Raw genomic sequence first — 22887 nt, 5'->3', positions numbered from 1 at the left:
TTGATGAACTCTTCGTTCCTGTCGATGGTTTGAAGAGCGCTACGGATACTACCGCCGACCTCGGTCGCCCCACGCTGCTCAACCCAAAGCGTGAGTTCCATGATGGCGGCTTCGAGAGCGAGCTGGTTTTCGTTGATCTTGAACAGCAGGGAAGGGAGCAGGTCTGAATTCGGCATCGCGATTCCTACGTGGAGGTTTCAGCGTAGCAGCAAATTAGGAAGTGACGAACGGTAGGCAGGACACCTAAGAAAGGAATGAAGCTCGTACCAATTTTTGTACCACTGACCGTGTAAAGCAGGTTAAAACCGGGTATTCCAAAGTAAGGAAGTGCCCGGTTTCATTGGCCCTGAGTACTTTGGCTTACCCCTTTAGAATCGCGGTGTAATTCTGTTCCAGCGCAGAAATGCAAAGCCCCGAAGGTTCGCGTACCGCTGCAGTACTAGCAGGCCGAGGGCAATCCCCCGGCTTGCTATCAAATCAGGAATTGAAGTGATTGATTGCGATGGCGATCAAGCTGCAGCCGAAGAGAATCTTGCAAATGGCGTCCGTGAGACCGCGCTTGCTGCGCGGCACCGAAAGCCCGAAGACGTACCAGACAACGGTGAGTGCCAAGAGGAAAGCGATAGTGGTCATGAATACTCCGTTCGTGAGCGCTGCACGACTGTTGTGCAGCTTGTACTCAAGTGACTAATCGGCACACTTTTACGGAATCTTCACTCCGACTTTAAAAAATATAATCGTGAGATTTCACTGCGCTAAGACGCTGATTGGAGATCATCATGAATCGTCGCGGCCTGCCACTCGACTGCGCAAAACCACCGCTACAGGCCCCGGTTTACCGTTTGCATAGGCACAAAAAAGCGGATGTTTTGCCACCATAGGAAAGCCCTGTTATCCTTTTAAAACAGATGCTTAGGTGACTACAGGCCCCAGCATGGGGTGCTAGGGGTCGAGTGTTCGAATCACTCCGTCCCGACCATATTATTCAATGACTTAGGCCAATGTTCACAGCATTGGCCTTTTTCATGTCTGAAAATACCCCCACTTATACCCCCACCAGTCCATTACTGTCCCGTGGCATCGCGTCGTTTATGCCAGCAGTGGGTTGTCTTCTGCATCTCGTGAGGCTTTTTGTAGTTCTTGTTGCTTGTTCGCACGTTTGCGATTTGGCTCATCACCCAAGTGCCGTTGCCCTGCTGACAGTCCTAGCGCCCGCACAAAGGTCACCGCTTGGCGCTTGAGGTTGCCACAATGGGTCGCCCGAGGGTTGATGATTGGCGTACCAAGCCGAGTGGTCAGCACGTCACCCTCGACCGCTAACACCTCTTGAGTCCATTCGATCTGGGCATTGATCTCGGCCAAATCTGTAGCCAATTGCAGGTCATACGCTCCCCACATAGTCGATGGCCGCATACTCATAATCATCTCGAAAATTTGCCGCGCGCGGGGCTCAAGCTCACGTGTTGGAGTTAAAACTAAATGCGTGTTCTGCATCGACTCGACTTTGGAAGTAATCGAGGTATCAGGCTCCTTCCGGGTTTCTGTTTGACGTCTGGCCATTTTTGGGCCTCGAAATCACTCTAATCAGTATTGAGAAAGGGCACAGTGGCCGCTTGGTGCTTTGTCGCCTTTTCAAAGCATAGCCCCCCTCCATGATCCACATCCTTTCAATCGGCTAACCATCAGTCTAGGCCTTGAGGGGAGAGACGTCTGACTCTACGACGCACCGAAGCAGGTACGTCCATCAGCCACACTGCCATTCATTGCTGCTGACCAGCCCATCGCCCAATGCTGAACAATTTTGCATTGGACCAAACATGTTCAATTCCACTGTGATGGGCAGAAATCGGCCGATTCTGTTGAAAAAGTAGCTCCCCTGTCTTGCCTGCGGCAAAATCTCTGCATTGGCCAGCAGGGAAGCACGCAGCATGATGGGACAGTTATCGAGTGGGCAGGAGCGGCTGTTTTACTCGTTCGACCTTGAAGATTTACTCGTTCAACCTTGAAGATCACATTCCAGCCAGTCACCTTCTGCGCAGTATTGATCAGTGTCTTGATCTGAGCGACCTGCGCCATTATCTCGCCGATTTCTGTAGCCCGATTGGGCGTCCGTCGATTGATCCCGAACTGATGATTCGCATGCTGATCGTCGGCAATTGCTATGGCATCCGCTCCGAACGGCGGTTGTGCGAAGAGGCCCATTTGAACCTGGCTTATCGCTGGTTCTGCCGGTTGAGCCTTGAAGATGAAGTCCCCAACCACTCGACCTTTTCCAAAAATCGACACGGCCGCTTTCGGGACAGCGATCTGTTTCGCTGGTTGTTTAATGAAGTGCTGCGTCGTTGCATGGAGGCAGGTCTGGTCAAGGGTGAAGGCTTTGCCGTTGACGCCAGCATCATCAAAGCGGATGCCAGTCGGCAGCGCGGTGTACCGGGTGATGAACAGGTCAACTGGAGCGATCCGGCCCTGAGCACCCGCGCCGTGCGTGAGTATCTTGAGGCACTCGATGAAGAGGCTCTGGCCGAAACGCTACCGAAGCGCCTATCGCTGACTGATCCTCAAGCCCGCTGGACCGCAGCTCCAGGTGGCCCAGCGTTCTACGCTTACTCCACGAATTATCTGATCGATACCGAGCACTGCGTGATCATGGATGTGGCACCCACACCGGCTCATCGAACCGCAGAAGTCGAGAGCACCAAGACGATGATCGACCGGGTCGAAGCTCAGTTCGACATCAAGCCGGAACGCCTTATTGGTGACACCGCTTATGGAACCGCACCGATGTCGCCCTGGATGGTGGAGGGAAAAGACATCGAGCCGCATGTGCCTGTGTGGGACAAAACCGAGCGCAAGAACGACAGTTTCTTGAGCAATGATTTCCACTGGAATGAAGTGGCTGAGGAATACCGCTGCCCATCTGGCAACGCATTGCGCAGCGAATGGTGAGCCTTCAAAAATGAGCGTTCACAAAGCCAACACCATCATATTCCGATCCCGGCAAACCGACTGCGCTACGTTTCCGATGAAAGCCAAGTGCTGCCCGAACACTGCGTTCCGCAAGATCGCTCCCAGCGTCCATGAAGCCGCTCGTGATGTGGCTTGGCGTATCGCAGAAACGCCCGCTAAGCTGCGTTGCTTTTTGGTTGCCCTCATACACGGGGTAGGATACATGAGGGCAGACACTTTTCCGTATTGACCAGAGGCGCAAACCCTCAGTGCATTCCGAACGATGCGACAAACGTTCCTGTCCGCCAGCAGCTAATTCACTTCCTTGCGGATGGGCTTAGTTTCCTTGACCGGAACGTTGGGTTTGCGTCCGTCAGTTACCAGATTTTGAGCGTGTAGTCGATGTTGACCCGGGTTTCGTTGTCACTTCGGAATGTCGAGGCTGAGCTCTGTTCATTTCGATAGAACGCATTGCGCAAGCGCAGCGCGAGGCCCTTTGCCGGGCCTGACTGAATGACGTAGGCCAACTCCAGGTCTTTTGACGATTCCGTCAAGTCGCTGCCCCCTAGTTGCGGCAGGTCGATGTTGGTTCCTCGCAAGTAGCGGACCATGCCGGTTAGCCCCGGTAGACCAACAGCGGCGAAGTTGTAATCGTAGCGTGCCACCCAGGTCCGCTCTTTCGGATTCACGAAGTCTGCACTTAAAGTGCCATCGCTGAGCACTGCCGGCTCCCCGCCAGCAATGTAAGGCAATGCCGTGTCGCCTGTCTGGTACATGTAACCCAAGCCTACAGTGTGGGCTGCGATCTGGTAGCTGAACATGGCGCCGGCGTTCAGGTTGTCTACTTTGCCAGCTTCTGCCCGGCCGTTCTCCCGACTGTTGAAGACCCGCACATCTGTTTTCAGTTTGCCAGGGCCGAGGGGGAGCAGGTGGATGCCTACTGCAAAGTCTTGAGTGTATATATCCTTCAGTTCGGCGTGAAAATAGCGAAGCGTCAATGCGTCGGACCAATGATAGTCGCCACCGATGAAGTCAAAACGCTCGGAGCTGGCTCCCTTCTTGAACCGACCGTTGGGTGATGCCACCGATATTGCCTGATAGTCGGTGGAGTCCCGCAGGTTCACTCGATCCATGCGTCCTGTGTGCAGCGTCAGGTCGCCAATATCATCGGAAACTGCATAGGCGCCGCGAAAGGATTGCGGAAGTAAACGTGCAGGGCTCGCTGTGATCACCGGCAGAGTAGGGAACTGCGTCCCCACGGATAGCCGGGTCTTCGATATCTTCGTCTTGAGCGCCACTCCCAACTCTGAATATTCGTCTGCGGCTTCACGGGTCTGTGGGTTGTAGGGCAGGAGCTGGGTACCGGTGCGATCGGGCGATGAGTCCAGCTTGAGTCCTAGCACGCCCGTGAGGTCTAGGCCGAAGCCTACGGTGCCTTCAGTGAAGCCGGAATTGGCCTTGAGGATGAAGCCCTGGGCCCATTCGCGAGCAGCCGAATAAGGCGTGTCATTTTTGTAATCCCGATCCAGATAATAATTGCGAGCAGTCAGGTTAACGCTGCTGTCGTCCACAAACCCTGCGTAGACGCTGGAAGAGGCGCAGGCATGTCACCATGCCCAGGCCATAGAGCCATGGGCATTCAATTCTGTTTTGCATGTGATGTGTCCAGATCTTGTTCTTATAGGGGGCGCCGGATCAGGCGTTGGAGGTGGTGCTCAGGTGCAGTAGGCGCTGGGGCTTCAAAAGCCAGATGACGAGAGCCGCGAAGACAAACGACAGGGCAAACAGCAGGTAAAGGTCAGCGGGCTGCCACTGAGCATCGATCAACCGGCCAGCCACCAATGGCGAGAGAATCGCCCCGGTGCGGCCGATGCCAATCCCCCAACCCAGGCCGGTTACGCGCTGGGTGGCGTTGTAGATGGTCGGGGTCAGGGCATAGAGTCCGGCAACGCAACCGTTAACAAAAATTCCGATCAGCAGCACTAGGGCGAAGGCCAGGTTCGGGATGGTCGTGAACTGCACGAACACTGCAAGGAGTACCGCGTTGATCAGAAGGTAGGCCATCAGCACCCGAGACAGACGAAAGCGCGATGCCAGCAAGCCGATCAGCGACGTGCCGAGGATGCCGCCGATGTTCAGCATTACACCACCGGTGATGCCTTGTTGGTTCGATAGGCCCGCTGAAACCAGCAGCCTTGGCGTCCAGCTCATGACGAAGTAGAAACCGAACATCACCAGGAAGAAGGCAATCCAGATGAGCAAGGTTGAACGGAGCAAGGCTGGCGAGAAGAGCTCGGCGAACGTCTCTCTTAGAGGTTTTCGGGCATCCTGCCGCGCCTCGGGCAACTGATCGACGGAAGCGACCGCGATACGCTGCAGTAGAGTATTGATACGTTTCAGCGCGTTCCGGGGTTGGCGAGACAGCAGGAATGCCAGGGACTCGGGCAACCAGAGAGCGAGGATCGGAAGGATCAGCAACGTTGTTACGCCACCGTAAAAGAACACCGAACGCCACCCCATGGAAGGGATGATCTGCGCCGCGATGATGCCCCCTATCGTTGCCCCCAGTGCGTAGGCCGTGGACTGCAAACTGATGGCCAGACCGCGCCACTTCTTGTTTGCATACTCACCAGCGACAACGTAGCTGCTGGCCAGGATGCCCCCGATGCCGAGTCCGGTGATCAGGCGCAGCACGCCCAGCATCTCGGGGGACGTCGCCCTAGATGACGCCATCATGCCGAGCCCCGCGATACCGACACAGAGCAGGATGAGTGGGCGTCGCCCGAAGCGGTCGGCCCAGGGGGCGATAAACAACGAGCCGATCGCCATTCCGACAAGTCCTGCGCTGAGCAGGTAGCCGAGGTGAATGCCGCTCAGGCCCCAATCGGTAGCAATGGAAGCGGCGGTGAATGCCATCACCAATACATCGAAGCCATCCAGCATGTTGATCAGAAAGCAGAGCGCAATCACGCCCCACTGGAAGCTGACCATCGGTTTTTCATCCAGCTGTTGCCCAATCGACGGGTTCATGGGATCAGGCTCCGAGGCTGTAGGTAGGGAATGGGTGTGAACGACGGGCAGCCGAAGTCGCCTCGTTTTGCAGGGGGGGCAGGGTGTACATGTCGATACCTTCTTGTTTTTGTAGGTCTATGGAGCATGCAAGGTGCCCGGGAGCCGGCGACTCGACTCCGGGGCGGCAGGGTGCTCAGGTCGAGGGAACGCCTGGGTCAGCCGGGAAATTAAGCGTTCAAGCCGCGCTGAAGGTCTTGTGTGGGTCGATGACGAATTTTTTCGGCACGCCGGCATCGAACTCGCCATACCCCTGCGGTGCCTGGTCCAGGCTGATCACCTGTACACCGACCACTTCGGCGATGTTGATGCGGTCCCACATGATGGCTTGCATCAATTGGCGGTTGTACTTCATCACCGGGGTCTGGCCGGTGTGGAAACTGTGGGACTTTGCCCAGCCCAGGCCGAAGCGGATGCTCAGGCTGCCCATTTTCGCAGCGGCGTCCACCGCACCCGGATCTTCCGTCACGTACAGGCCCGGGATACCGATTTTGCCCGCCACCCGCACCACGCCCATCAGCGAGTTGAGCACGGTGGCCGGCGCTTCATGTTGCACGCCGGCATGACCGTGACCACGTGCTTCGAAGCCCACGGCGTCGACGGCGCAATCCACTTCCGGCTCGCCCAGTAACGCAGCGATTTGTTCATGCAGCGGCGTGTCCAGGGACAGGTCGGCGATTTCGAAACCCTGCGCCTTGGCGTGGGCCAGGCGAACGGTGTTGACGTCACCGATGATCACCACTGCCGCGCCCAACAAGCGAGCGGAAGCAGCTGCGGCCAGACCAACCGGGCCAGCGCCGGCGATGTACACGGTGCTGCCCGGGCCAACGCCAGCGGTTACGGCGCCGTGGTAACCGGTGGGCAGGATGTCGGAGAGGCAGGTCAGGTCGCGGATTTTTTCCATCGCGCGATCACGGTCCGGCAGTTTCAGCAGGTTGAAGTCGGCGTACGGCACCATGGCGTATTCCGCCTGGCCGCCGGTCCAGTCACCCATGTCGACATAACCGTAGGCACCACCGGGACGGGCCGGGTTTACGCTGAGGCAGACACCGGTGTGCATTTCCTTACAGGAACGGCAGCGCCCGCAAGCGACGTTGAACGGTACAGACACGAGGTCGCCAATTTTCAGATTCTCGACGTCGCTGCCTTTCTCGATGACTTCGCCAGTGATCTCGTGGCCCAGCACCAGACCGGTCTGCGCGGTGGTACGGCCGCGCACCATGTGCTGGTCGGAGCCACAGATGTTGGTGGAGATCACCTTGAGAATGACCGCATGCTCGATCTTGCGACCGCGCGGGTCCTGCATTTTTGGGTAGTCGATTTTTTGTACTTCGACTTTTCCGGAGCCGAGATACACCACACCACGATTGCCAGACATGCTTTTTTCCCTTAAAGAAGTTGTTGTTATGTAAAGGTGCACACTGAGTTGAGTACGCGTGTTGCCCTGTGCTCAAAAAGTGGATTGGCGAAGTTGCTCAATGATTCGCCGGGCGCGATTGGCACCGACATCGACGTGTATGTCAATCATCGGGCGCGTGCCGAATCGGCACATGTTCTGGTACTGGGCTTCGATCACTTCCTTGTCTTCATCGAAGGTCAAAACAGTTTGTTCAATCACCTTGGCCTTGATGGCTTCGGGATCGCTTTCGGGGTTGGTGGCCATGGTCCAAAAGTAGTGACTGCTGGTTTCGGTTTCTGGCGTTACCCCGTGGAATCCGCGCATATGGAAACCACCACGATCGGGGTCATCCAGGGCATCGGTGCCGGCATCCACTGCTCCGGTCCAGATACGCAGATGATTGACGTGAAATTCGATTTCCTGCCAACGGTCTACAGTGCCTTTGAATGGGTAGGCGGCCGTGTAGGTGGGTGGTGGAACAGAGTCCGGCATATGGCGCACGACCCGCACCACGTTGCCTTCACTTTCGACACTCATCCGGGCATTCATGTGGATGCTGGCGTTACCACCGATGGTGCGCAGGTGGACATAACCCAGATGACTCAAGTCCATGAGGTTGTCGTGGATTAACTGATAAGGCGCGTTGTAGTGGTACACGTTGCCGTCGAACAAGTACTTGCCACTGCTGTGAACTGGGTAGGTCGGTGGCTCACAGTTCGGCTCCGGTTGCGCCTCGCTGCCAAACCATATCCAGACGATCTGGTCCTGCTCACGCACGTGATACGCGGGCACTTTAGCCTTGCTCGGGATCTTGTCCTGGCCCGGGATTTCGACGCACTTCCCACGCTCATCGAAAAGCAGGCCATGGTAGCCACATCGAATACCGGATTCTTCGAGCGTACCGTTCGACAGTGGCAGCGCTCTATGACAGCAGCGATCTTCCAGCGCAGCGACCTCGCCGTTGGCTTTGCGAAACAGTACGACAGGCTTGTTGAGTAATGTCCGGCCCACGGGTTTGTCGTTCAACTCCCATCCCAGGGCAGCGACGTACCACTGGTTGAGGGGGAAGTCTGGTAAGGCAGGCGCCGGTATTTCTTCGGCAAGCGTTTGGAGAGTGGATGTGTTCATGGCGGTCTCCTTGAAGTTGTTGTTTGGGTTCAAAGATCAAGAACCAGGCGTGATGATCTGGCGCGCGAGCAGCAGGGGGTAAAGCGGTCGTTTGCGGCTTGTTCAGCCACTGTCAGGAACTTGTCCCGGTGTTCCGGGATGCCCTTGAATACACGGGTTACGCAGGTGCCACAGACGCCTTGCTCGCAGGATGACTCGATCGCTATGCCGGCTTCGTCGAGCACTTCGAACACGGTGCGTTCGGCAGGAATCTGAAAAACCTGTCCAGTGCTTGCCAATTCAACTTCGAAGGGCGCATTGGCGCTTTGATCGATCGGGTCTGCGGCGAAAAACTCTTTGTGTACCTGGTTCTGCGACCAGCCAGCGTTCTGCGCTGAATCGAGGATGTAGTTCATGAAACCGGCTGGCCCACAGACATAGAGATGGGTGCCAGCGTCCGGTTCTGCCAGCAAGGCCGATGCATCTAGCTTCTGCATTTGAGCGCCACTGTCGTCATGCAACTTTATGCGACCAGCAAAAGGAGTTTGCGCAAGCATCGCAACGAACGCCGCGCGTTCGCTTGATCGAAAGCAGTAGTGCAACTCGAAGTCAGCCCCTTGATGTGAAAGCTCATAGGCCATGGCCAGCATGGGCGTGATACCGATACCACCGCCAAACAGCAGGTGTCGGTTGGCTGAGCGATCAAGCGGGAAAAGGTTGCGCGGAGTGCTGATGGTCAGCGTTTGTCCTGACCGAATCTGCTCGTGCATAGCCTTGGAGCCGCCACGGGAACTCGGGTCCTTGAGCACGCTGATCAGGTAGCGATGACGCTCCTTGGGGTCGTTGCACAAGGAGTATTGCCGGGTGAGACCCTCGGCAATGTGGATGTCGATGTGGGCACCGGCCTCGAACGCCGGTAGCGCACCGCCGTCTGCTGCACATAATTCGAAACTGCAGATGCCTTCGGCTTCGTATGCTTTGCGGGTGACGTTGACTTGAAGCATGACTTGTCCCTCCACACTGAAGTGGCTGCTGAAAAAAAGCATGAGTTAGAGCGTTAGCTGGGGACGGGTCAGCCGGTCGCTGGCACGTGGGAGACGATTGTTTGCTTGAGCAAGGCGAAGGGGATGAAATTGAAAGAGTCCATGACCAAAACCCGATAATTATTTTTATGTAGTAGGACGACGGCCTATCATGCAGGTCATCGACCGTGACGTTCGGTAGAGAAATCCTCCGATTATTTAGTTGCGGTGTCAACCAATATTCAACGACCCGCCGATCCAAGGTGTTCGCTCAATGCCCGCAGAATCCCAACTGAATCTGACTCGTTACGTACCGGCCCTCCTGAATTTCCTGTCTAATAAGCTCTCTGCCGGGGCCTCACAGTGCTATCGAAAGCATTTCGGCATAGGTGTAGTCGAGTGGCGAATGCTCTCGATGCTCGCCGTGGAAAATGACATTACCGCCAATCGGATTTGTCAGACGATCGGTCTCGACAAGAGCGCGGTCAGCCGTTCACTGCAGTCCTTGGAAGTGGCAGGGCACATTTGCAGCCAGGTTGATTCTAAGGATGCGCGGCGATACACCGTCAGCCTGACTGACAGCGGAAAAGCGTTACATGGTCGAGTGTTGAAGGTCGCACTGGAACGCGAGCGACGCCTGCTGAGCGGGCTCTCTGCCAAAGAAGTGGACACCCTTATCGAGTTGTTGGGCCGCATGCATGCCCAGGTCTCCAACGTGAACGATTACGATCCGGTAGACGCTTGACCCTACGCTTGAATACCTGACTTCCTTTGAGTGGTGTCGCTTCGTGACACCACGTCTCTTAATGCTGAATTACCTCTGACTTGCTTGTCTGCGTACCTCGAACGCCGCCTTGCGTTCGTCCCATCTGCACCCTTGGCAACTCGCTCGCCTACGTTTCAGATATCGCGTTTGCCGATAGGTCACATCCCAACAAGCGATTAGTCGGCGCGGCTGTGTCACGGCAACCTATATCCGTCGCTCGGTCTATCCCGCCAGGTGACTCGCAACGGTTCGAGCCAACATTCCCGGCCGGAGGTTGCAGGTGATATTGCCAACAAAACAATAAAAGAAGGCTCGTTCGATGGCTATTCGCTCTGTGCTCAGCCGCCTCAGCGTTGGCGGAAAGTTGTCGCTCGGCTTCGGTCTAGTGCTGATCTGCACTATGGGCATGGCATTCACCGCTTGGTATTCAGTGCAGGTAACTCAATCGAGCGCCACACAGTTACTCGTGCTGGATCGCCAGAAAGGTAACCTCGCCCAAGCGCGAGTCGCAGAGAAGGATTTCGGTTTGCAGCCGTCACTGGAGACGGCCAGGCAAGTCGAGGACTCTCTGCGTCAGCTTCAAATCGGTTCGCCGCTTGCGCGTCCGGGCGAAGACTTCGGGCGTACGCTCTCGGACTCATCCGACCGTTACCTGAAGGCATTTCAAGAATATGCTGAGGCCCGCCAACAGGCGTTACAGGCGAGGATGCGCATGCAAGTGCTAGCGGAAACGACGGGGCAGCGTTTCAGCGAAGTGTTCCTCGACCAACTGGACGATATCAACCTGGATCTTGAGCAGCATAACCTGCCTGACACGCAGTCAATGCAGCAGTTGGAGGAGGCGGTTTCGTTGCGCGAACGCTTGGCCAATCTGCGCGACAGCGAGCTGTATTTTTCCCTGGATCCGCAGCAGCGTTACCGGGACGACTGGGTAAACCGGGTAAATGAGCTGGGTACCGCGATAAACAGTCTGAATTCGCAACTCGACGGGGATCGTCGTCGTGCACTGGATGAGGCCAGCGCAGCGTTGACCGAATATCGCCAGGCATTTTTGGCTTATGCCGAAAGCGGTGAGCAGGCCATGGCGCAACAGGCGAACATGTCGATTTCGGCAGAGAACGTGATGGCGCTGTTGGAAGAAGAGCGCGTCAGGGCCGCGCAATCTTATGAATTACTACGGCAACGCCTGGATCTGCAACTTGGAGCAATGGTGCTGCTGGCGGTGGTCCTGAGTATGGTGGCGTGCCTTGTGATCCGACGCTCTATTGTCTTCCCCTTGAAGTTGATGCTGGGTCTGGCGCAACGTGTAGCCGCAGGTGATCTGAAGGATCGTCCCGCGCGGCTCGGTCGGCAGGATGAATTGGGCCAGCTCAGCCGCGCTATCGAGCTGATGTTGCAGGCGCTGCGCAGTCTTGTGGGACGGATCGGCAGTGATGTGCAACAGCTTGACTCTGCCGCCGCCACGTTGGGCGCAATGGTAGAGCGCACAGGGCAGGGGGTGCGTGCACAGCGCGAAAAAACCGCTGAGGTGGTTGACGCCATGCAGCATATGACCCAAGCGGCTGCGCAGGTCAACCAACAAGTCGGAGGTAGCCAGGCTACCTTGGGCGAAGCCTGCGTGCTGATCCATCAGGGGGACGATCTGGTACGACTGGCGAGTCAAAGCCTGCAGCGGCTTTCGCGGGAAATGACGAGTAGTGCGAGTTCCATGCAACTGTTGCAGGCCGAGAGCCAGGCGATTACCAGCGTGCTGGACGTGATCAGCGCCATCGCCGAACAGACGAATCTACTAGCCTTGAACGCCGCCATCGAAGCCGCACGCGCCGGTGAACATGGTCGCGGATTTGCAGTAGTGGCGGACGAAGTGAGGGCGCTCGCCAGTCGAACGCGAGCGTCGACTGGCGAGATCGACAGCATGATTCGACGTCTCGGGCAGGTGACTGGCGAGACTGCTGCCAGTCTTTGCGACAGTCAGCGTCTGACCGCCGAAGGCGTTGATCTGACAGTGCGCGCGAGCCTGGTTCTGGATGCGATTACCGAGGCCATTTCGCGTGTTGAACACACCGGGAAGAGCATTGCCCACGCCGCCGCGACTCAACACGACATTGTCTGCCGAGTCGATGTAGCCCTTGGTCAGGTTGATTGGGTGGTAGAGCAAAATGCCGAGGAGTGCGTTCGATTGGAATTGGCTAATGGCAACTTGCAGCGCCTGAGTGTCAGCCTAGGTGAAGCGGTTGGAGCGTTTCAAAGTGACCCTGTAGATTGAGTGTCCATCAGTGATGATCGCTTATTCTTCCAATCTAAAATGGATTCTGCATGCGTTATCGACGTCTTGACCTGAACCTGTTGGTGGCCTTGGATGCCTTGTTGAGCGAATGCAGCGTCAGCAGGGCCGCCGAACGTTTGTGCCTGGGCCAGTCGGCAACCAGCTCGGCGCTCGGGCGTTTGCGTGAGCATTTCAATGACCCGTTACTGGTTCAGGTAGGGCGGCGCCTGGAACCCACGGCATTGGGTTTGGAGTTGCTGCCCAAAGTGCGTCTAGCGCTGGCACTGACGCGGGAGATTGTCGATGCGCCGGTCAATTTTGAACCGACCCATTGCACTCGGCATTTCACGTTGGTGGCTTCTGACTACGTGGCTGGTGTGCTGCTGCCAGCGGTCAGTCTTGAATTGGCCCGCGTTGCACCTGGCGTGCGCTTGAGCCTGCGGGATTTGCCTGTACCGCGTGACGGTGATGTGGTCAGCGAAGCGCTCGATTATCGTCGCAGTGATTGCGTGGTTGTGCCGCAGCGCAGGGTGAACCCGGCTTATCCCCACATACCGCTCATGAGTGATCAGCTCTGTTGCATTGTCTGCGCTCGGCAGTCGCCGTTCGCCGACGGTTTGAGCCTGTCCAACTATTGCGACGCGGAGCACGTGGTTCGCGAGTTTGCCGATGGCCGAAATCTGGCGATGGATGCCGTGCACCTGCATGAGCTGGGTGTTCAACGGCGAGTGGCGGTGGCCCTTGAAAGCTTCGTACTGATGCCCGAATTTATCGTTGGTACCGCGCGAATCGCCACCGTATTCCGTCGACAGGCGCAGCGCTTCGCTCAGCATTATCCACTGCGTATTCACCCAACACCGCTGGCTTTTCCCGAGGCCGTTCAGGTGTTGCAATGGCATCCGTATCAAGACCATGACCCGGCCATGCTGTGGTTTCGCGGCCTCTTGCTGGAACAGGCCGCGTTGCTTGATTAGCAGGGCAGCTGATCGCCGTTATCCGCCACCAGTCCAACCTGGTCGATAGCCTGTAAGGCGCATCGTTCGTCATTGTCCGAAGTGTCGCCGCTGATACCAATGGCTCCGAGAACCAGCCCCTCAACATTGTGAATCAGCACACCGCCCGCTACGGGAATAACTTCGCCGCCAGTCAGGCTGTTTATAGCGTCGAAAAACGCCGGCATCGCTTGAGCGCGCCGCGCCAGTTCGCGCCCACCAAAACCCATTCCCAGACAGCCACGGGCCTTGCCGGTGGCGATTTGTGGCCGAAGAAAACTGGCGAGCTCATCGCGCAAGACGGCCAGCGGATGCCCGGCGGCATCCAGCACGGCGACAGCCAAGGGTTTAACCCCCGATTCTCGGGCGATGCGGATAGCGCTGCTGGCGATGTGGGTGGCGGTCAATAAGTCGAGTTGCTGCATGGCGTTGGTCCTCATTGAGCCCACTTGCCCAACTGGGCAACACGGTCGCGGGTGTAAAGGTCTGTCCATTTCAGCGAGTTGAAATCAGACACCTGTTTTGGGTTGTAGGGGCTGCGCTCCATGCGCACGGGCTGGCCGGCCTTGTACACGGCGTTAAGGCGCGAGCGGTCTTGTAGAATGCGGATGTCGTGCAACGGTGAACCGTCGAGCAACAGGAAGTCCGCTTGTTTGCCCACTTCGAGGGAGCCGAGGGTCTCGCCACGCGGCATGCAGCGTGCGCCGACAGCCGTGGCGGCATACAACGCTTCTGCCGGGGTGAAGCCGAGACGGGTGACCAATAGTTCCAACTCACGAGCGTGCCACTCGCCGTAAGGCGTCACCGCAAAACCGCTGTCGCTGCCACACGCGAAAGGCACTCCTGCAGCCTTGGCCCGTTTGAGCACGGCCGAACCCACTTCCAGGGTCCGTGCGCAGTAGCCGGCGTAGCCGGTACTAATGGCCGGATCGTGGGGTTGGCAGAAGTCCACGGTGTTTTGAGGGAACGTCATGGTCGGCGCGAGGATGGTGCCGGCTTCGAGCAAGGCTTCGATGCACGCATCGTCCATGTAAAAGGCATGGAACACCAGATCAACGCCTGCGCGGGCGGCGTACATCACCGCTTCGCGGCCATAGGCGTGAGTCGCCACTTTGCAGCCCAGGCGGTGTGCCTCTTCAACCATCTCATAGGTTTCTTCAGCGGTGAAGGCAGCAATGATTTCGCCATTCGGGCGGCGGTGGGTGCCATCCATGGCGATCTTGATCAGGTCGACGCCATCCTTGGCCTGTTTGCGGATTTCCGCCAATGCCTCGCTGCGGCTGGTGACCAAGCGCGCGGTGAAATACTCCGGAGCCCCCACACGGCTTGGGAACCAGTCGTTTAGGCTCTGCCGATTAGTAATGACCCGACTGCTGGCTGCAATGCGCGGGCCCTCGAACAAACCGGCGCCGATTGCATTGCGCACAGCGATGCTGAGCTGGCCGCTATCGCCCGGGCAGACCATGCTGGTCACACCCGCGGCCAGCACATGTTGGGCGAAGAACATGCCCCGCAGAGCGCGGAACTCGTCACTGGTCCAGATATCGATGTCTTCTTCGCTCTGCGCGTTTCCGAAGGCCAGATGGGTATGCACATCGACCAGGCCCGGCATGACAAAATTATCCCCGGCCTCCAGCAGGGTGTCTCCCGGTTGCGGTTGTGGCGCCAGGGCTGTTGGGCCGACATACGACAGCAGACCGTTTTCTACGACCAGTGTTTGCTGTTGACGGGTTTCCAGGCCAGTACCGTCAAACAAGGTCTGGCATTTCAGGTGCAGGGCGTTCATGGCGTTTTCACTTTGCGGATTGTTATGCGAAGCGAGGCTAGGGCGGGGCCCTCGTCACCACCAGCAACTTGCATCAATGCGCGCGTATTGATGGCATCAATAGCTGCGGTACGTCAGCAGTACCGGGGCTTTTGCAACAATGAGTGACCTCAAGGTGCGAGTATCGCGAGTCTCGATGGCAGGCATCATGATCGGCGATTTTTTATCAGCCGGGTCGGGCGTCTATGGTGCGCGCTCGTCATCCACAGAGAGCCATTCATATGACCACCGCCACTGTAAAATCCGAACTCCTGGCACTTGAGCAAGAACGCCGCCGGGCCCTGGTTGAGGAAGATTATTCGCGCGTCGCCGAACTGTTCGCCGATGACCTGGTGTATGTGCACACCACAGGATTGGTGCAAGACAAGGCGGACTACCTGGAATACGCAAAAAGCGCCGTGGAGTATCTGGACATTGAACGTGGCGAATTGCTGATTCGCTTCTACGGCGACCATCTGGCGGTCATGACCGGTACGCAGTGCAACACTTTGCATAAACGGGGCGGTGACCAGTCGATTCGCGGTGAAGGCTTTGCCACGCAGGTCTGGTCGCTCGGAGCCGAAGGCTGGCAGATCAGCTCGTTCCATGGCACACGTGCGCCCAACTGAATTCGTATACCAGTCAACGCAAAACGCCGGAAACCCTAGGGTTATCCGGCGTTTTTTATGCTTCGCGAAGCTTATCAGGCGGTGTGTCCACCCAGCGTTTCGGCAATCCAGTCAGCGATGTAGTGACCCGCGTTGATGCTGTTATCGAAGCTGGAATGCTGCACGCCACCTTCGCGTTCGGTGAAGATCTTCAGCTCTCGTTTAGGGCTGTTGATCAGTTGCTCATAAGTACGCTGTGCCCACTTCAGTGGTATCTGCGAGTCCTTCTCGCCATGGGTCACCAGGAACGGCACCTTTATGCGATCGAGTACACCATCCAGATGCACGTTTTCGGCGATGGCCATGAATTCATCCATATCTTTTGCACCCCACACCCAGCACACGTGCGCCCAATAGTGCGGTACAGGGAAGCTGCCTTCTTTTTCTAGGCGACGTTTTTGCACATCGCGCCAGTCATGGTTTGCGCCCCACACCACGCCGCAGGCAAACCGTGGTTCAAACGCCACCGCACGCGGGCAGTAATAGCCTCCGAGAGAGACGCCTTCCAGGCCAATACGTTTGGCATCCACGTCGCTTCGGGTTTCCAGCCAGTCGACCACGCGGCTAGCCCAATGCTCGCTGTCGAAACGGGCAATCAGGTTATGCAGGCGCAGGGCTTCACCTGTTCCAGGCTGGTCGATGATCAACGATGAAATACCGCGTTTCGCCAACCAGGCCGGCAGGCCGACGCGGTATTTCATTTCTTTGGTTGAATCCAGTCCGTTGACCTGCACCAGGATCGGAGCCGGACCGGTCACGCCTTCGGCACGCACCAGCAGGCCGGAAATATGTTTGCCCTCGTAGGGGATTTCAACGCGTTCGCAGTTCTCGCGTGACAACTCGATACCGCGTTTGAAGGTCTGCAAAAAGCGTTGGTACAACTCAGTCCGGCCCGGCGCGCCATGGGCCTGCAAACGTTCGCAAGTGAGGTAATAAGTGGCGGCGCGGTTGTACTTTTCGCCTGCGGACAGCAGCCGGCCATTACCTTCATCTTCCTCAGCCAGGCCACATAGTTTGTCAGCCATCTTCGCCCAGGTTTCGCGGAACGCTTTGGTTCCCGCGGCGTCGGGCTGCTGCGCGGCTTCCTGTAATGGCGCGCACATCTCTTCGATTTCGCCCATGCGGGCGCCCATCTCTATGGCCAAGTCGACAGAAAGATTCCACACATAATTGGTTGGAAAGTAACGGAACATGATGGTTGTTGTCCTTGTGATTGTCTTGACGTTCACAAGGCACGTTAAGGACGCTCCGACTATTTGGCCAATCGTGCCTCGGGATGGGAGGTATCGCGACCGGCGATAGAAGGGTTTTCCAGGTGCTGGATAAATTCGCTGATGCGTTCGCGCAGCCAGCGGTGCATCGGGTCGCCTTCGACACTGCGGTGCCAGAGCATGACCTCGCGCATGACAGGGATCTTCACCGGTGGATTGAGGATGCGCAGCGGCAGGTGCTGGGCGTATAGCCGTGCCAGACGCTGGTGCATGGTGGCGATGCGCTGGGTGCCTACCACCAGCTGCGGCAGGGTGTTGAAGTCGTTGGTAATGACTTCGAGACGGCGGTTGAAACCGTACTGGTTCATGAACCACTCTTCGATGCTCAAGTGCCGGCTGCGACCAAAACCGACGGAAACATGGCCCATGTCCATGTACTGCTCCAGGGTCAGGCTGTCGCCGACCTGGGTATTGCCGTCCCACACCACGCAGACGTGTTCCTCTTCGAACAGCAGCTTGTGGGGGTGGCCGTCGATGATGTAGCGCTCGGGCACGATCATCAGGTCAACCTCACCGCGAATCAGCAACTCACCGGAATTGTCGCTGGGGCCGAGCATCTCGAAGGTGATGTTGGGCGCTTCCTGGTGGATCTTTTGTATGACCTGGGCAAACAGCACGCTGATCAGGTAATCCGAGGTCACCAGGCGGAAGTGACGTTTGCTGGTGGTGGGGTCGAACACGGGCTTGGCGGTGATCGATGACTTGATCGTCAACAGCACCTCGCGGATGGGCGTGGCGAGCTCCCTGGCATAGGGCGTGAGCTGCATTTTTCGGCCGACCTGCACCAGCAGTTCGTCTTCGAAATAGGTACGCAGGCGTCCCAATACACCGCTGGTGGCAGACTGCGTCATGTGCAGGCGTTCGGCGGCGCGGGTGATGTTCTGTTCTTCGAGCAGCACATCGAGTGCGACCAACAGGTTCAAATCCAGGTGGTTAAAACGCATCAGGCATGTCCGTTTTTTGTATTTATTTTGGCGATACATTCGGATGAATACATCAGCGCGTCAACCTCCCGCTGTTTCTTTTCCTCTCCCCAAAAACCTGCGCCCCCAGATTTTCTGGTATCGCGTTTTCTGATAGGTCGCATCCCGACACACGATTAGTCAGTTGCCAAACCGCCCGGCAATCTTCGTGGCAGTCGGCGCCCTTGCCGACACCACCACCGGACGCCTTGCATCACTGACGGGCCTATCGAGCCTGCGGCAGCTTCGTCCGGATACTAATTTCAATGGAGTGGTAGCCATGAACATCCTTGGCCTTGATGCCCTAATCTTTGGCGTCGATGACATCCAAGCCTGTACCGATTGCCTGGGTGACTACGGCCTGGCCCCTGTCGCTGTCGACAGCAACGGCGGGCGTTTCGAAGCACTGGACGGTACCGCCGTGATCATTCGACGGTCGGACGATCCCGACTTGCCGGCGGCCATTGGTCCAGCGCCGTCGATTCGCGAAACCGTTTATGGCGTCGCCAGCGCTGCCGACCTCGATGCCATCGAAGATGAACTGGCGCGAGATCGCCAGGTCACCCGTGACGGCAACGGCGTGTTGCACAGTGTCGACGACATGGGTTTTGCGATTGCTTTCCAGGTCACTGTCCGCAAGGCGTATAGCGCTCCGGACGACCTGACCAACGCCGCCGGCCATGCGCCACAGCGTCCGCTTAATCAACCAGGTATCACCCTCGAAATGAATGCCACCCCGCGCACCTTGTCGCACGTGGTGTATTTCGTCCCCGACGCGGCCAAGGCCGAAGCTTTCTATGCCGAACGCCTGGGCTTCAGAACCACAGACACCTTTATCGGCGCCGGGCCGTTCATGCGCCCGGCGGGTTCCGATGATCACCATTGCCTGTTCATGATCCAGACTCCACCGCACATGAAGGGCTGCGAACACTTCACCTTCCACATGGGCAGCGGCACCGAAGTGTTGTTGGCCGGTACGCGCTTCGAGCAAAAAGGCTGGACCAGTTTCTGGGGCCCTGGCCGCCACCTCTTTGGCTCCAACTGGTTCTGGTATTTCAACAGTCCGCTGGGCTGCCACATCGAATACGACGCCGACATGGACAAGCACGATGACGCCTGGGAGGCGCGCCGTGCGCCACTGTCGGCGGATAACTCGCAGCTGTTCCTGTTCAACTCGAAAGAAAAATGGGCACCGGGCGGCCCGCCACCCAAGCACGGCTGAGTGCGGGTGTTGACCATGAGCCACAGCGATTTTTTTCTGTGCCGGATGGACGAGTTGGCAGAAGGGCAGGCGCGCGGTTTCGACCCGTTGCAGCGTGGCAAGGACAGTATTTTTGCCTTGGTGCACGAGGGGCAAGTGCGGATTTATCGCAACAGCTGCCCACATCTGGACGTGCGCCTGGAGTACCGAAAGGACCGGTTTTTGTCGGCCGACGGCCAGTTGATTGTCTGTTACGCCCACGGTGCGCAGTTTCTCCCGAGCACTGGCGAATGTGTCTACGGCCCGTGTCTGGGCCAGCGTCTGGACGCGTTGCCATGGCGTCTGGAGGAGGGCTGGCTGGTGCTGGAAATGCCTGGATCTACCGCGTTGTCGGGGTCGGTTGAGGTATCGCGTTTGGCGATACATCGCATCCCTACTCGCGATTAGTCAAATCCCTGCTTTGACCGGAAGCTGGACCTAACGACGCAGCGCCCGGCGCTGCATCGAATCACAAGAATAAAAAGTGAGTAAGCCATGAGTGCAGTGAACAAAGTTCTGATCGTGGGTGGTGGGATTGGTGGCTTGTGTGCGGCCATCGCACTGCGGCGCAAGGGCATTGAGGTCGACCTGATCGAGCTCAAGTCAGAGTGGACGGTTTACGGTGTCGGCATCATCCAGCAGAGCAATGTGGTTCGCGAGATGGCCAAGCTGGGCGTGCTCGATGGTTATCTCGATGCCGCGTATGCCTTTGAAGACGTCGCCATCTATGGCCCGGCCGGTCAGCAACTGGCGCGCATCCCGGGTCAGTGTCTGGCAGGACCTGCCTATCCGGCGAACGTTGGCATCTCCCGTTTGGCGCTGCATAAAGTGCTCAGCGAAACCGCCCTCGAACTGGGCGCCAACGTACGCCTGGGGCTCAGTGTCGAATCCCTGAAGGACCTTGGCGACAGCGTTGAAGTGCTGTTCACCGATGGCAGCAGCGGCGGTTACGACCTGGTGGTGGGTGCCGATGGTTTGTTCTCAAAGGTTCGCGACCTGCTGCTTGGCGATACGTACACACCCAGGTTCACGGGCCAGGCTGTATGGCGCTACAACTTCCCACGCGATCCGCACATCGATCACCTCGCCAACTACCAGAGCGCCGACGGCAATGCCGGGCTGGTGCCGTTGGCCGGTGACCTGATGTACCTGTTCCTCACCTCCCACGAACCCACCAACCCCTGGATGGACCCGGCCACCCTGGCCGAGCAAATGCGTCAGCGCTTGCAAGGCTTTACCGGCCTGATCGGCGAACTGCGTGAACAAATCACCGACAGCAGCCAAGTGGTTTACAAGCCAATGGAAGTGGTTTTCGTCGACGAGCCTTGGTATCGCGGCCGCGTTCTGTTGATCGGGGATGCGGCCCATGCCACCACGCCGCACCTCGGGCAGGGGGCCGGCATGGCGATCGAAGATGCCATCGTGCTCAGTGAAGAACTGACCGGTGAAGGCAGTATTGAGCAACAGCTCAAGCGCTTCATGGACCGCCGTTTCGAGCGCTGCAAATACATCAGCGAAAGCTCGGTGTTGGCCGGCGACAAAGAGATGCAGCACGACCGCGACTTCGACCGCATTGGCTTGGTCAAGCAGATGCTCGCTCGCACGGCCGAGCCTATCTGATTCAACGCATCCACAGCAGTTACCACTATAAAAACAAGAGGTTAACGCGATGGTCAATTCCACGACTGCGACGCTCGCGCGTCGCTCGGTCTGCACGTCTGCACCCTTTGGTTTCAGTTTGGCGGCGGCGTTGGTGCTGTGCAGCCAGGCTGCCCATGCCTTTCAAGTGGATACCGGCAATCCGGATTTCAGCCTGCGTTGGGATAACACGTTTAAGTACAGCGCCGCATGGCGCGCCCAGAATCCCAGCAGCAAACTGACTGAAGGGCAGGTGTCACTCAACCAGGATGACGGTGATCGTGCCTTTAAAAAAGGCCTGATCTCCAACCGCACGGACATCCTTTCCGAACTGGATATGTCCTTCAAAAACGTCGGCGCCCGCCTCAGTGGCGCCGCCTGGTACGACACCGAATATCAGCAAGATAACGACAACACTGATCCGGCACGCGCCAACGCCCGTTCCGTGGCCTATGACGAATTTACCGATGACACTCGCCACTTGCACGGCGGTGACGGCGAATTGCTTGATGCATCCGTGTACTGGAACGGCGAGCTGGGTGATCACGCCACGTCAGTGCGTGCCGGTCGCCACGGGTTGATCTGGGGTGAGAGCCTGTTCTTCGGTGCCAACGGCATTGCCGGTGGCATGGGGCCGGTCGACGTGGTCAAAGCGCAGTCCGTCCCTAACACCCAGTTCAAGGAAATCACCCGTCCGGTCAATCAGCTGTCGGGGACTTTTCAACTGACCGACGCCGTGTCGCTCGGCGCCTTCTACCAACTCGAATGGGAAGAGACGCGCCTGCCGGGTGCGGGCAGTTATTTCTCCACCAGCGACACCATCGGCGAAGGCAACGAACGCTTGATCGTCGGGGCACCTTTTCCAGCATTCCTCGGTGGTAATGCCAACAGCCCGGCGGCGTTCTTCCATGGCAATGACAAGGAAGCGAAAAGCTCAGGGCAGGGTGGCCTGCAGTTGAAATACAGCGCGGAGACCGTCGAATACGGCCTTTACGCTATCCAGTACAACGACAAAACCCCCAAGCTGTATCTCAAACCTTCCGCGGGGGCGCCGAACTTCAGTACCGGACAAGTCGGTGAGTATTACTGGGTGTACCCGGAAGACATCCGCGCCCTGGGCGCCAGTTTTTCCACCACTGTGGATGAATACAGTTTCGCCGGTGAAGCCTCGATGCGCTGGAACATGCCGCTGGTTTCCAACGGTCAAACCGTGTTGCCTGGCGTTGACGCTGATAACGATAACAACCCGCTTTATGCCGTCGGCCGTACCGCCCACATCAACCTCAACGTGCTGGCTTCGTTCGGGCCGAACTTCATTGCTAATGAGTCGGGACTCGTCGGTGAGGTGGCCTGGAACCGTCTGCTCAGCGTCACTAAAAACCGTGCAGCGCTTGACCCCAATGCCACCGATGACGGTCTCGGTTTCAAGGTGGTTTACACCCCGACCTACCGCCAGTTTTTCTCGGGCGTCGATATCGGCATCCCGGTCGGCCTCAGCTACTTCCCCCTGGGCAAATCCGCGGTGGTCAGCTCGTTCGGTCCGGACAACGGTGGCGATATGAACATCGGCATTACCGCCACCTACCTGGACCGCGTGACCGCGGGCCTGACTTACACACACTACTACGGCCCCGAGGACACCAACCTCAATGGCGCCAACCAGTTCAATTTCAAGCAATCGCTGAAAGACCGGGACTACTTGTCTTTCTCCGTCAAGACCACGTTTTAAGAGGACTT

Annotated in this window: 20 protein-coding genes and 2 pseudogenes; 10 read left to right on the top strand and 12 right to left on the bottom strand. The window is 57.6% G+C overall.

What is annotated here, in order from left to right; all coding sequences use genetic code 11:
• Positions 1-477: 477 nt before the first annotated feature.
• From C7534_RS32535 to C7534_RS22455, 3 genes are all read right to left on the bottom strand, one after another.
• On the bottom strand, positions 478-633 hold the full coding sequence (locus C7534_RS32535) for a hypothetical protein (protein WP_158283930.1): 156 nt from the start codon (positions 631-633) through the stop codon (positions 478-480).
• A 456-nt stretch (positions 634-1089) separates the two neighbouring features.
• Positions 1090-1560 carry a hypothetical protein gene (locus tag C7534_RS22460; protein ID WP_146206183.1) on the bottom strand — a complete coding sequence of 157 codons (471 nt, stop codon included), beginning with the start codon at positions 1558-1560 and terminating at the stop codon, positions 1090-1092.
• 184 nt (positions 1561-1744) lie between these two features.
• Positions 1745-1930, bottom strand: a complete 186-nt coding sequence (locus tag C7534_RS22455) for a hypothetical protein (RefSeq protein ID WP_109787084.1) — start codon at positions 1928-1930, stop codon at positions 1745-1747.
• Between C7534_RS22455 and C7534_RS22450 the strand changes: the two are divergent.
• Positions 1929-3136 (top strand): annotated as a pseudogene (locus C7534_RS22450) (transposase); the annotation flags it as partial. The gene C7534_RS22455 and the pseudogene C7534_RS22450 sit on opposite strands and share 2 nt — an antisense overlap.
• A 187-nt stretch (positions 3137-3323) precedes the next feature.
• On the opposite strand, the gene C7534_RS22445 reads toward C7534_RS22450, so the two are convergent.
• From C7534_RS22445 to C7534_RS22425, 5 genes are all read right to left on the bottom strand, one after another.
• Positions 3324-4517 carry an OprD family porin gene (locus C7534_RS22445; RefSeq protein ID WP_109787083.1) on the bottom strand — a complete coding sequence of 398 codons (1194 nt, stop codon included), beginning with the start codon at positions 4515-4517 and terminating at the stop codon, positions 3324-3326.
• A gap of 124 nt (positions 4518-4641) precedes the next feature.
• The gene (locus tag C7534_RS22440; RefSeq protein ID WP_109787082.1) at positions 4642-5976 is read right to left on the bottom strand and encodes an MFS transporter; all 1335 of its coding nucleotides are present in this window, start codon (positions 5974-5976) and stop codon (positions 4642-4644) included.
• Positions 5977-6193: 217 nt separating this feature from the next.
• Positions 6194-7393 carry a formaldehyde dehydrogenase, glutathione-independent gene (gene fdhA / locus C7534_RS22435; RefSeq protein ID WP_109787081.1) on the bottom strand — a complete coding sequence of 400 codons (1200 nt, stop codon included), beginning with the start codon at positions 7391-7393 and terminating at the stop codon, positions 6194-6196.
• A 72-nt stretch (positions 7394-7465) separates the two neighbouring features.
• The gene (locus C7534_RS22430) at positions 7466-8542 is read right to left on the bottom strand and encodes an aromatic ring-hydroxylating dioxygenase subunit alpha (protein ID WP_109787080.1); all 1077 of its coding nucleotides are present in this window, start codon (positions 8540-8542) and stop codon (positions 7466-7468) included.
• 29 nt (positions 8543-8571) lie between these two features.
• Positions 8572-9525 (bottom strand): PDR/VanB family oxidoreductase, encoded by a 954-nt coding sequence (locus tag C7534_RS22425; protein WP_109787079.1) that lies wholly within the window; start codon positions 9523-9525, stop codon positions 8572-8574.
• A 292-nt stretch (positions 9526-9817) separates the two neighbouring features.
• Here C7534_RS22425 and C7534_RS22420 point away from each other — a divergent pair, with 292 nt between their 5' ends.
• From C7534_RS22420 to C7534_RS22410, 4 genes and pseudogenes are all read left to right on the top strand, one after another.
• The gene (locus C7534_RS22420; RefSeq protein WP_109787078.1) at positions 9818-10288 is read left to right on the top strand and encodes a MarR family winged helix-turn-helix transcriptional regulator; all 471 of its coding nucleotides are present in this window, start codon (positions 9818-9820) and stop codon (positions 10286-10288) included.
• A 340-nt stretch (positions 10289-10628) separates the two neighbouring features.
• Positions 10629-11705 (top strand): annotated as a pseudogene (locus C7534_RS33335) (HAMP domain-containing protein); the annotation flags it as partial.
• Positions 11700-12575, top strand: a complete 876-nt coding sequence (locus C7534_RS33330) for a methyl-accepting chemotaxis protein (protein WP_442963227.1) — start codon at positions 11700-11702, stop codon at positions 12573-12575. The pseudogene C7534_RS33335 and the gene C7534_RS33330, both read left to right, overlap by 6 nt.
• 50 nt (positions 12576-12625) lie before the next feature.
• Positions 12626-13549 carry a LysR family transcriptional regulator gene (locus tag C7534_RS22410; protein ID WP_109787076.1) on the top strand — a complete coding sequence of 308 codons (924 nt, stop codon included), beginning with the start codon at positions 12626-12628 and terminating at the stop codon, positions 13547-13549.
• Here C7534_RS22410 and C7534_RS22405 read toward each other — a convergent pair.
• On the bottom strand, positions 13546-13992 hold the full coding sequence (locus C7534_RS22405) for a GlcG/HbpS family heme-binding protein (protein ID WP_109787075.1): 447 nt from the start codon (positions 13990-13992) through the stop codon (positions 13546-13548). The two genes, C7534_RS22410 and C7534_RS22405, sit on opposite strands and share 4 nt — an antisense overlap.
• Positions 13993-14003: 11 nt before the next feature.
• Positions 14004-15353, bottom strand: coding sequence for a metal-dependent hydrolase family protein (locus C7534_RS22400; RefSeq protein ID WP_109787074.1), 1350 nt, complete (start codon positions 15351-15353; stop codon positions 14004-14006).
• Between the two features lie 260 nt (positions 15354-15613).
• Here C7534_RS22400 and C7534_RS22395 point away from each other — a divergent pair, with 260 nt between their 5' ends.
• On the top strand, positions 15614-16000 hold the full coding sequence (locus C7534_RS22395; RefSeq protein WP_109787073.1) for a nuclear transport factor 2 family protein: 387 nt from the start codon (positions 15614-15616) through the stop codon (positions 15998-16000).
• Positions 16001-16074: 74 nt separating this feature from the next.
• On the opposite strand, the gene C7534_RS22390 is transcribed toward C7534_RS22395, so the two are convergent.
• Together C7534_RS22390 and C7534_RS22385 are read right to left on the bottom strand one after the other, a co-directional pair.
• Positions 16075-17232, bottom strand: a complete 1158-nt coding sequence (locus C7534_RS22390; RefSeq protein ID WP_109787072.1) for an alpha/beta hydrolase family protein — start codon at positions 17230-17232, stop codon at positions 16075-16077.
• Positions 17233-17291: 59 nt separating this feature from the next.
• Positions 17292-18254, bottom strand: a complete 963-nt coding sequence (locus C7534_RS22385) for a LysR family transcriptional regulator (RefSeq protein ID WP_109787087.1) — start codon at positions 18252-18254, stop codon at positions 17292-17294.
• Between the two features lie 298 nt (positions 18255-18552).
• Between C7534_RS22385 and C7534_RS22380 the strand changes: the two genes are divergently transcribed.
• The 4 genes from C7534_RS22380 (at position 18553) to C7534_RS22365 (ending at position 22879) form a co-directional block, all read left to right on the top strand.
• Positions 18553-19494 carry a VOC family protein gene (locus tag C7534_RS22380; RefSeq protein ID WP_109787071.1) on the top strand — a complete coding sequence of 314 codons (942 nt, stop codon included), beginning with the start codon at positions 18553-18555 and terminating at the stop codon, positions 19492-19494.
• Between the two features lie 15 nt (positions 19495-19509).
• The gene (locus C7534_RS22375) at positions 19510-19920 is read left to right on the top strand and encodes a Rieske (2Fe-2S) protein (protein ID WP_109787086.1); all 411 of its coding nucleotides are present in this window, start codon (positions 19510-19512) and stop codon (positions 19918-19920) included.
• Positions 19921-20007: 87 nt separating this feature from the next.
• Positions 20008-21132 carry an FAD-dependent oxidoreductase gene (locus C7534_RS22370; RefSeq protein WP_109787070.1) on the top strand — a complete coding sequence of 375 codons (1125 nt, stop codon included), beginning with the start codon at positions 20008-20010 and terminating at the stop codon, positions 21130-21132.
• Positions 21133-21181: 49 nt separating this feature from the next.
• A complete protein-coding gene (locus C7534_RS22365; protein ID WP_109787069.1) occupies positions 21182-22879 on the top strand; it encodes a DUF1302 domain-containing protein in 1698 nt (565 codons plus the stop codon).
• Positions 22880-22887: the final 8 nt, after the last annotated feature.

It is taken from the genome of Pseudomonas sp. OV226, assembly GCF_003148705.1.
Taxonomy (GTDB): domain Bacteria; phylum Pseudomonadota; class Gammaproteobacteria; order Pseudomonadales; family Pseudomonadaceae; genus Aquipseudomonas.
This window is presented reverse-complemented; position numbering and strand designations above follow the sequence as displayed.

Bases quoted from the DNA above. Each gene is read 5' to 3' on its own strand.
- C7534_RS32535 (WP_158283930.1), bottom strand. From the start codon at position 633: ATGACCACTATCGCTTTCCTCTTGGCACTCACCGTTGTCTGGTACGTC.
- C7534_RS22460 (WP_146206183.1), bottom strand. From the start codon at position 1,560: ATGGCCAGACGTCAAACAGAAACCCGGAAGGAGCCTGATACCTCGATT.
- C7534_RS22455 (WP_109787084.1), bottom strand. From the start codon at position 1,930: ATGCTGCGTGCTTCCCTGCTGGCCAATGCAGAGATTTTGCCGCAGGCA.
- C7534_RS22440 (WP_109787082.1), bottom strand. From the start codon at position 5,976: ATGAACCCGTCGATTGGGCAACAGCTGGATGAAAAACCGATGGTCAGC.
- fdhA (WP_109787081.1), bottom strand. From the start codon at position 7,393: ATGTCTGGCAATCGTGGTGTGGTGTATCTCGGCTCCGGAAAAGTCGAA.
- C7534_RS22430 (WP_109787080.1), bottom strand. From the start codon at position 8,542: ATGAACACATCCACTCTCCAAACGCTTGCCGAAGAAATACCGGCGCCT.
- C7534_RS22425 (WP_109787079.1), bottom strand. From the start codon at position 9,525: ATGCTTCAAGTCAACGTCACCCGCAAAGCATACGAAGCCGAAGGCATC.
- C7534_RS22420 (WP_109787078.1), top strand. From the start codon at position 9,818: ATGCCCGCAGAATCCCAACTGAATCTGACTCGTTACGTACCGGCCCTC.
- C7534_RS33330 (WP_442963227.1), top strand. From the start codon at position 11,700: ATGTTGCAGGCGCTGCGCAGTCTTGTGGGACGGATCGGCAGTGATGTG.
- C7534_RS22410 (WP_109787076.1), top strand. From the start codon at position 12,626: ATGCGTTATCGACGTCTTGACCTGAACCTGTTGGTGGCCTTGGATGCC.
- C7534_RS22405 (WP_109787075.1), bottom strand. From the start codon at position 13,992: ATGCAGCAACTCGACTTATTGACCGCCACCCACATCGCCAGCAGCGCT.
- C7534_RS22400 (WP_109787074.1), bottom strand. From the start codon at position 15,353: ATGAACGCCCTGCACCTGAAATGCCAGACCTTGTTTGACGGTACTGGC.
- C7534_RS22395 (WP_109787073.1), top strand. From the start codon at position 15,614: ATGACCACCGCCACTGTAAAATCCGAACTCCTGGCACTTGAGCAAGAA.
- C7534_RS22390 (WP_109787072.1), bottom strand. From the start codon at position 17,232: ATGTTCCGTTACTTTCCAACCAATTATGTGTGGAATCTTTCTGTCGAC.
- C7534_RS22385 (WP_109787087.1), bottom strand. From the start codon at position 18,254: ATGCGTTTTAACCACCTGGATTTGAACCTGTTGGTCGCACTCGATGTG.
- C7534_RS22380 (WP_109787071.1), top strand. From the start codon at position 18,553: ATGAACATCCTTGGCCTTGATGCCCTAATCTTTGGCGTCGATGACATC.
- C7534_RS22375 (WP_109787086.1), top strand. From the start codon at position 19,510: ATGAGCCACAGCGATTTTTTTCTGTGCCGGATGGACGAGTTGGCAGAA.
- C7534_RS22370 (WP_109787070.1), top strand. From the start codon at position 20,008: ATGAGTGCAGTGAACAAAGTTCTGATCGTGGGTGGTGGGATTGGTGGC.
- C7534_RS22365 (WP_109787069.1), top strand. From the start codon at position 21,182: ATGGTCAATTCCACGACTGCGACGCTCGCGCGTCGCTCGGTCTGCACG.